Origin of the sequence: Parachitinimonas caeni (assembly GCF_030129945.1) — a bacterium.
Lineage (GTDB): Bacteria > Pseudomonadota > Gammaproteobacteria > Burkholderiales > Chitinimonadaceae > Parachitinimonas > Parachitinimonas caeni.
Genome location: NZ_JARRAF010000074.1, coordinates 1 through 7527, shown reverse-complemented (window position 1 = coordinate 7527; position 7527 = coordinate 1). Strand labels below are relative to the sequence as shown.

Here is a 7527-nt window from a genome sequence, read left to right as displayed (position 1 = left end):
GTTCGAACACCAGGCCACCCCAGGCATTGGCCTTGGCGTTGACCGACGCAACTTCGCCGTTCTCGCCGGTGAGCACCAGCAGCAGATCACTGTTAGTCACTCCCGGCAGATCGATCAGATGCAGGTTCCAGTTCTGCTCCATGAACGAAGCACCATTGCCACCGATGGGCAACGGCCGCTGGGTGCATTGGCCAGTCTTGGGATTGAAGTAACCCACCTGCCGGTTGAGCAGCTTGCCATCGGCGCTGCGGGCCAACAGCTGGTATTCGAAGGTGACATCCGAGCGGAAATCCGGTTCGATCTCCCACGACCAGTTGGCCCGATCCAGGCCGCTGCTGCCGACCTGCTTGAGCGCCACCCGGTGATAGCTGAGGCTGCTGGTATCGGTGGTCGAGCGGATACCGAGCCAGACTTCGGCGGTGTTCGGATCCTGGCCAGTGAACAGCAGAGTCGGGGCATCGGTTTGCACGGTCTGCTTCGAAAAGTAGATCGCCGTCGGCCCTTGGGCCACATGGAAGGCATGACTCTGACCCACCGGTATCGTGGGGTTGCGGATAGTGCCCCCTTCTTTACCGCCATAGCGGATGCCGCCCCAAGCGTTATCGACCGGCGCATAGGTCACATCAAACAGCGGCAGGCCGGGCTTGAAGGTCTTGTCGTCCGCCGGCACGCCCAATTCCAGCTTCTTAGGTGTGCGGCTGTCGATCAGCCAGCCGCCCAGAACACTGGTCCGGGTACTGAGGTCTGCCAGCAGAGTGAATACGTACTGGCCCTGGGCGTTGCGATGGGCAATTCGGGTCAGCTCGCCCAGCTTCAGCATCAGCGAAGGTTGACCATCCAGCTCGGGCGGCGCATTCAAGGTCAGTGTCCGCAAGGCGGCCTGGCTGCTGAATTCGTAATAGGTGCCCGCTTTGGGGTCGTGATACTCACGCCAGGCGAACAGGTCGAGATCAACCTCTGCCCGTATGCCTTGGCCATTGCCGGCGCCCACAATCTGCACGCCGCCATTGCTGATCGGCAGATGCTTGTCTGACCCACCGGCTGCGCCCGTCGACACCGTGCCGAATTCGCCCGGCATCACCTCGACGCCTTGTGCGCTGAAGCGAACGTTGACCCGGCTGATGCCCAGGCTGCTGGTCGGGTTGTCGATCGGGCCTTCGAAGGCTTCGTATTCCACCACCAGCCAATCGGGGTCACGCCGGCCACTGCGATCGTATTGCGCCAGATCACTCCAGAACCAGCCATCGCCCAGGCGGTGGCTGGCAGGGTCCAGCACTTCGGTCCACGGGCCGTTCTTGCTGTCCGCCAGCAGATCGGCGCCTTTGCGCCAGTAGCGCAGCAACAGCGACTGCGACTTGGCCGGGACATCGGTCAGGTGCAGGCCGGGTTTGAGGGTGGCGGGGAGAAGCAGCGTCAGCGGCTTGATAGGCGAGGTGGCGTCGAGTGTGCAATCGCCGATGGCGCTGCCATTGCGATACAACGTGACTTTGGCCTGACTCACCCGCCAGTGGGCCGGCAGATCGAGCCGATAGATACCGCCTCCCGTCGGGACGATAGGGAAGTCCTGGCTGACGTCGGTGTAGAACGAGGAATTGCGCTCGCGGGTGCTGCCGCTGACGCGGAAGGTATACCGATCATTGCCATACCATTCCGGTTGGGCCGGCAGGCTGACCGAGGCATTGCGCAGCAGGTAGTCGGTAACAGTCGTGCCATCATTTTCATTGGTCGGGTGCGTATCGGCATCCACCTCCGCCGACACACTCGCCGTGACACTGGATGGGGAATTACTGATGTAACGACCTTGCCCCAGCGAGCTCGCGGCATCGATGGTCTGCGGCACGTTGAACTTGACGCCGGTCACCGAGGGGGTCTTGTCGGCAGTCTTGTCGGTGATCGACTCCAGCGCCATCTTGGGTTGCAACGTCGCGGTGATCTGGTTGCGCGCATCGAAGCGCGAAATGAACTGGGCATAGCGGCTGGTGTTGCTGATCAGTTCATCCAGTGTGTCGAGCCCTTGCTTGACCCAATTTGCATTGCCGGATTCCTTGGACTCAATAGTGTAGACGGCATTGCCCGCTGCATCGCGCAGCGTAATGCGTTCGACGCCATCCTCCATATTGGAAGCAATGGCGCGACCGGCCGCATCATAGATGGTGTAGCGCTGGCGGTTGGCTTCAAGGTCGAACTGGCTCAGATTGATCTGGGCAATGCTGTCGGCCCCGGCTTGCTGGCGGCTGATCAGGTCGCCGTGGCCGTTATAACGTTGCCGCATGACCTCGACCTGGCCTTGCAGGGCGGCTTTGCCGGCAGCGTTGTGGTCGGCAACCAAGCCTTGATAGCTGGCGTTGAAGCGGGTGGTCTCGTGGCCGGCGCTATCGAAGCCGCGCAGCACAAAGTCGGTGTACTCGGTGCGTCGGTCGGCATCAATCTGTGCCACCCGATAGATACGCTGCCAGACCTGGTTGCCGGCGGCATCGTAACGCCATTCGGTGTTGCGGCCGACCGGGCTGGTTTCGGCGGTACGCTGACCGGCCTTGTTATAGGTATAGGTGGTGACGCGATCTTCACTGGTGGCCTGATAGTGGGCCGCGCCCGCCAGCACCTTGCCCAGCTCGGTGAGTTTCAACTCGGGATTTTCAGGGGTGGGCAACTGCGCCACGACAGCACTACGGCTTTGCTTGACCTCAACCTGCTGGACGATCTCACCAAAGAGGTTGTACTGGGTCTTGATCATGCGCAGCCGCGCGATGTCGGCCTCCTGCTGATAGCCGGTGGTTCGCAGCGTCTCGCGACCTTGGTCATCGTAGAAGTAGAAGGTCACCAGCCCTTCTGCATTGATTTCGACACTGCGCTGATTCCGCAAGTCGTATTGGTACTGCTGCACGATATTGGCGCGATTGCCTTGATCCAGCTCGACATTGAACTGGGTTTGCGACAGGACATTGCCGTGTCCGTCGTAGCGGATCTCGCTACTGCGATCTTGTGAGCCATCAATCAGCGCGTTCAACCAAGGCTGTACCAGCGCCTGCCACTGACTGGTGTCGCTCTGTTTGAGGGTGGCAATCTGACTAACAGTCAGCGCACGGGCATGACGGGTCTCGCGAACGCTCAGGGCACCGTCGTATTGCCATTCGGTGGCGTAACCTGCTGCGTCCACACTGGCCAGCTTGCGGCCGACGGCGTCGTACAGGTGGTAGCGGCTATTCCCCCGGCCATCGGTTTCTTGCGCCAGATTGCCATTCCGGTCGTAGCGGCGGTAGGTCGTAATCGTGCCGTTCAGATTGAGCAACCCGACTTCGGATTGATCTGTCAGGGTGACGACGGGCACGCTGCGGACTTCGGTCCGGCTGACGCGACCTGCCGTGTCATAGAACAGATGAGTCGTGCGTTGATTACCTGCGCTACTGGCCGTCTGGGCGGGGAGCTGGGCGGTATCGTCATAGGTGGTGATGCTGCTGATCTGGCCGGCTTCGTTATAAGCCCAGCGCGTGCGCCCCCCGGCTCCATTGTTCTCTTCGAGCTTGCGCCCCCCTCGATCATACTGAATGGTCTTGGCTGGCTGATTGCCGTGACGCTCAAATTCGAGCAAACCCAAGGCGTTAAAGCGGTAGTGGGTTTGCACCTGCCCGGTCTTGAGCACCCCGTCCTCGAACAGCTCAACGGCTTCGCTGCTCTCCAGCGTCAGGTTGCCACGGTTGTCATGGCTGTACAGGGTCTGGCGCGCCTGAGTGGGGTGGTTATACGCTTGAATACGCTGGGTTCGGAATCCGAAACCGTTGTAGAGATACTTGTTCTTGACTGACAAGGTGCCACTGCTGACCACGTTCAGCATCGCATCGACGCGGACTGGCAGGGTTTCTTCGATCAGCAAGCCACGGCGGTCGTACTCGTAAGCGGTGAATCGGACGACCTCGGCCGCCTTGGTCCGATCGGTGTTGGCCGCCTTCCTGACTTCCTGTGTCACGGAACGCTGGTTATCGAAGGCATCGTATTCAACCTTCTCCAACTGCCAGCCCCCCTGGTTATACTCAGACCGGCTCGTTTCAAACTTTCTGCCCAAGCCATCGTAAACCATCGACACCCCGTTCTGCTCAGGGGCCGACTGCTTCAGATAGTCTTCAATGGCTTTGATCTGTTCGGTCGTCAACGCTTGCTGCCCTGGCAGCAGGTGCGCCGGCAAAGGCTTCAGATAGGTAAGCACCTGAGTGGTTTCGCCAAACTCGTTGTAGCGGGTCTGGGTAACCATGCGCTGCGGGTCGATATGCAGAACCGGACGATTGCCTGCGTCGTAGACGAAATAGCCAAGATTGCCATTCGGGTCCATCACCACCACCGGGTTGCCCATGGCGTCATACAGCTTCCGGGTTGTGCCGGCGTCAGCGCCTGCCCCTTGCGTGGTAGCCACCACCCGCCCGACGCCATCGTACTGGCGCTGGGTAACCTGGGTGCCACTCTTGAGGGTGACCAGGTTATTGGCACCATCGTAGGTGTAATAGGTCTTCTGATCCACGCTACCGCTGCCCGGCTCGGCGGGTCGTTCCTCCCGGCTCAGGCGGCCGGCGGCATCGTAATAACGGTGAACTTCGTAGGCATCCCCAAATTGCTGCCCGGCCGTTTTCATGCGCCGTTCAATCTCACTTCCTGTGCCAACGTTGTACTGGATCTCCGTCCAGTAACCCTCACCATCCACCCGATACTTGACCCGCCCTGCGGTGTCGTAGATCGTGCGGGTGGCAATGGCCTTGCCGGTCTGGCCCTGGCTGGCCAAGGCCTGGCGCTGCGGGGCATCCAGCTTCAACCATTGACTGATGCCCCCTGCATTGACCGGTACCCCGTCATAACGGGTTTGTTTCACCTCGCCACCTTGGTTGCTCAGATACTCGGTCTTGCTCAGATAGCCTTCGGCATCCAGGTGATATTGCTGACGGCCGGCAGCATCGTAAGTCAAATACTCGCTGCGATCCTTGCTGGTATTGACCAGCGGTGTGATCAGGCTGGTCCAGTCTGCGAGGTTCTGCACCGGGTTTTTAGGGTCCAGATGCGCGTCCTGATAGGCATCCCAATCGGCGGCATAGTCGGCGTAGGTGGCTGACGGACGTGACTTGGCACCTGGCGCCAATTGCAGGCCTGCGGCATAGCGCACCTTGGCAATCAGCTTGCCGGCTACATCAAAGCGCGATTCGGTCACATAACCCATGGCATCGATCTGGTAGACCGGTTGCCCCAGCGAGTTGTAGACCACCCGGTTGACGCGGTCAGCCGCGCTGCTGGTCGGCGTGGGAGCCGTGGAGAGCAGGTAGTGACTGCCCGCCCGATCCCAATTGATCGGGGTGGCGTAACGCGTGGTCCGCACGACATTACCGGCCGCATCGTAGACCGTGCGGGTGGCATGGTTTTCACTATCGACATGCCAGATCCGGCGCCCAAAGTCGTCATAGACATAGGCATCCACCCGGTTGGCAGGATTATTGATGGCTTTGCCATACCAGCTCGCTGCCTCACTCCAGGCAGATTTCACTTCCCCAGCCAGATTGGCGTCCAATCCGCCAGTGTTGTTGCCATCCAGCGTGCCGGTGCGGGCGAAGATGGTTGCCATGGCGCCAGCGTTCAACTCATCGGCAAAGGCAATGGTGGTCTGCAGCTGGCCATTGGCGTTGTAGAGGTTCTGGCGGACTGCCAGTTTGTCAGCGCCGGTACGTTCCAGCGTGACGATGACGCGCCCGGCGCCGTCGTAGAGGTAGCCGGTAAATTTATCAGCGGTGCTGACTTTGCCATCCTGTGCGCGCTGTTCCTTCAGGATCAGGCGATTCGAGGCGTCATAGTGGAAGCGTGTGACCACTTGTTCTGCCGGTTCGGCATCCGGCGCCAGGATTTCTGCAATCTTGCGACCAGCAGCATCGTACTCATACGCGGTGGACTTCTGGGCATGCCAGCTATCACCCGATCCGGTTACCCCCTCATCAATCCGCAGCACCTGACCCTGCGCATCGTAAAGGTACTCGGTCCGGATCTGGGCATCGCCCGTGCCACGAATTGTCGCCTGCACCCGGCCCTTGGCGTCGTATTCGGTGCGGGTAATCTGGCCGTCCGGATCGGTCTGGGTCACGCTATTGTTATCCGGACTGAAAGCAAAAAGGGTAGTCAGTTTCAGACCATCCGGATCTTTCACCTTGCTGAGCAGGCGATTCGCCCCATCGTAGCTGTAAAGAGTCTTGGTGCCATATGCATCAATACTCTCACTCAGTTTGCCATCGGCCAGATAGGTGTTGTGACTCAGTTCAACGCCCGTGCTATCAGCGTCGGCATACTGCCGCACACTCTTGAGCTGACCCGACAAGTCATATTCATAGCGGGTCTTGACCCCCAGCTCATCCGTGGTGGCCACCACATTGCCAAACAGATCCTTGATGGTGACAGTCTTGATCGTTACCGACTTGTCCTGGCTCTGATGGGTGGTCGTCAGGCGGATGACCGGCAGGTTGAAGTCCTCGCCCTTGACCCGAACCAGGTCTTTGACGGCATCCTCGTAGCCATAGCTCACGACATTGCCCATGGCGTCAATGGTCTTGATGACGCGATCAAAACTGTCGTACTCGGTGTGGCTGAGATGGCCCAGGCCATCCTTCACCGACTTGATGCGACCCAGGCGATCGTATTGGGTCTCGCTGGCATAGTCAGTCGCCCCGGTTTTGATGCGTTGACCATCGCGGACTTTGATGGCACGACCAAAGGCGTCGTATTCAGTCTTCGTGGTGAGCTTGAGTTGTTTCTCGCCGTCATCGACGATGGTCTGGGTTACCAGGCCTCGCTGGTCCCGCAGGTATTGGGTGACGGTTTCCTGGGCAGTGCCAGGGGTGGGGGCTGTAAAGTTGCCACGGTAGCCATTGGCATAGCGAACACTCGGGGTGGTCTGGGTGGCCAGCTCTCCGAATGCGTTATAGGTATTGCGGGTGATGTAGCCCGCTACATCGGTGCTGGATTCAAGCTGACCACGCCGGGTATAGGACTTGCTCGCGGTATGGGTTTTGCTGGTGTCGGTGAACGCCTCCCGTACCAACGTCGCCATCTGGGTGCGGTTGAGCGCCTGACCGAATTGACCGACCAACGTTGCTGCCGCTGCACTGTTCAAATCACTGCGGATGATTGAATCATCATGGGTAACCGTACGTTCCACCTCACCAAAGGTGGTGTAGTGCAATTCACTGACTTGATAGGTGGTCTTGCTGTCATTAGACGGATTTTGGGTGTCCTTGACCTGAACCACGCTGTAAGCCAGGCGATTGGCTTCATCGTAGATATAGAAAGTGGAATGACCGGTGGCATCGGTGGTGGCAATCTTGCGGCCGGCGGCATCATAGAGATGGCGGGTAGCCTGGGTACTGGCGCTCTTCCACAGGTTGTCGAGCTCGGCCTGGGCCGTGGCAATCGCCTTCGTGTCCGCCTCGGTCGCGGTACGCGCACCGTTCAGGAAGGGTTTGCGCAATTCCGCCAGCTTCTTGCTGGCATCGGCAATGGCCTTGGAAGGTT

Annotated in this window: 1 protein-coding gene; it reads right to left on the bottom strand. The window is 59.6% G+C overall.

Going from position 1 to position 7527, the window contains the following annotated elements; all coding sequences use genetic code 11:
* Window positions 1–7527 (bottom strand): RHS repeat domain-containing protein (locus tag PZA18_RS23195; protein WP_284103280.1); only part of this gene is annotated, 7527 nt, incomplete at both ends.